The sequence below is a fragment of the Streptomyces sp. sk2.1 genome, assembly GCF_008120935.1.
Classification (GTDB): Bacteria; Actinomycetota; Actinomycetes; order Streptomycetales; family Streptomycetaceae; genus Streptomyces.
Genome location: NZ_RDBO01000231.1, coordinates 1 through 1879, shown reverse-complemented (window position 1 = coordinate 1879; position 1879 = coordinate 1). Strand labels below are relative to the sequence as shown.

Below are 1879 nucleotides of genomic sequence, written 5' to 3'. Positions count from 1 at the left end.
CATGTACTCCGCACCGAGCCGGCGGCGCCCGCCCCCGGCTCGGTGCGGAGTACATGGCCCCGCGTACCCCGGTGGAGGAGACCGTCGCGGGAATCTGGGCCGAGGTCCTCGGCGTCGAGCGGGTCGGCGTCCACGACAACTTCTTCGAACTCGGCGGCGACTCGATCCTCAGCGTCCAGGTCGTCTCGCGCGCCAAGCGGCACGGCCTCGACCTCACGCCGCGCATGATCTTCCAGCACCAGACCGTCGCCGGGATCGCCGAGCACGAGACGCCGGAGGCTGCCCAGCACGGTCCGGCGGAGCCGGAGGCCCCGAGGGGCCCCGCCCCGACCCGGTACGGGCTCGCGCCGCTGCAGTCCGGGATGCTCTTCCACAGCCTGTACGACACGTCGGACGTGCACCCCTACACCGTCCAGTTCCTCGACGAGTTCACCGGGCCGCTGGACCTGGAGCGGCTGCGCGAGGCGTGGCAGGCCGTGGTCGACCGGCACACGGCACTGCGGACCGCGTTCGTGTGGGAGGGCCTGGACGAGCCGGTGCAGGTGGTGCAGCGCAGGGTCGAGCTGCCCTTCGAGGTCATCGACTGGCGTTCCATGGCCGGAGGCGAACAGGAGCGCCGGCTCGACGAACTCGTCGAGGCGGACCGGGTGCGCGGCTTCGACCTCGGGTCCGCGCCGCTGCAGCGCCTGACGGTGGTGCGGCTCGGTGACGACCGCGCGACGGTCCTGTGGACGTTCCACCACCTCGTCCTCGACGGCTGGAGCGCCCAGTTGGTCATGCGGGAGGTCTTCGCGCTCTACCGCGCGTCGCCGGACTGCTCGTCCGTCGAACTGGCGGAGCCCGTCCCGTACGCCCGGTTCATCGAGTGGCTGGAGGCGCAGTCGCGAGAGCGGGCCGAGCAGTTCTGGCGCGGCCGCCTCGGCGGCTTCGCCGAGCCCACGGACCTCGGCATCGGCGGCACGACCGCGGAACGCGGCTTCGACGACGTCGCACTGCGACTCGACGCCGATGCCACCGCCCGGCTCGGCGCCTTCGCACGGGCCAACCGGGTGACCGTCAACACGGTGGTGCAGGGCGCCTGGGCGCTGCTCCTGTCCCGCTACAGCGGCTGCGACGAGGTCGTCTACGGATCGATCGTGTCCGGCCGCCACGACGGGCTCCCCGAGGCCGAGTCCATGATCGGCCTGTTCATCAATACGCTGCCGGTGCGTGCCCGGGTGCGGTCGGATCTGCCGGTGGCGGAATGGCTGCGTGAACTCCAGGGCGAGCATGTGGAGTTGCGGCAGTTCGAGTACACGTCGCTGGTCGACGCGCAGGGGTGGAGCGCGGTCCCCAAGGGCGAACAGCTCTTCCGGTCGATGCTCGTCTTCCAGAACTTCCCCGGCCTCGGGGACGACGAACTGCCCGACGGGCTCGTCCGCACCTCCCTCCTCGACGTGGAGCGGACCGGCTACCCGATCACGGCCATCGTGTACGACAGCGACCGGCTGAAGGTGAACATCGCCTACGATCGCGGGCTCTTCCGGCACGAGGAGATCGAGCGTCTCACCGGGCACTTCGCCGCGCTCCTGTCCTCCTTTGTGGCTGATCCGGCAGCGCTGGTGGGCGAGTTGGAGATGCTGGGTGCGGCGGAGTTGCGGGCGTTGTCGGAAGAGCGGGGCGGCGTCGGGGCGGGTGTCGCGGATGCGGCGACGTTGCACGGTCTGGTGGCGGAGCGGGCGCGGGAGTGTCCGGACGCCKTGGCGTTGACCGTGGGCGAGGAGTCGCTTTCGTACGGTGAGTTGGATGCCCGGTCGAACCGGCTCGCGCGTCACCTGGCGGCGCGCGGGGTCTCGGCCGGCTCGCTGGTCGGGGTGTGCCTGGAGCGTGGCCCGGATCT

1 protein-coding gene is annotated in these 1879 nt (G+C 71.3%); it reads left to right on the top strand.

Annotation, left to right across the window (positions count from 1 at the left end):
• Positions 1–1879 (top strand): condensation domain-containing protein (locus tag EAO76_RS42985; protein ID WP_148841637.1); only part of this gene is annotated, 1879 nt, incomplete at both ends.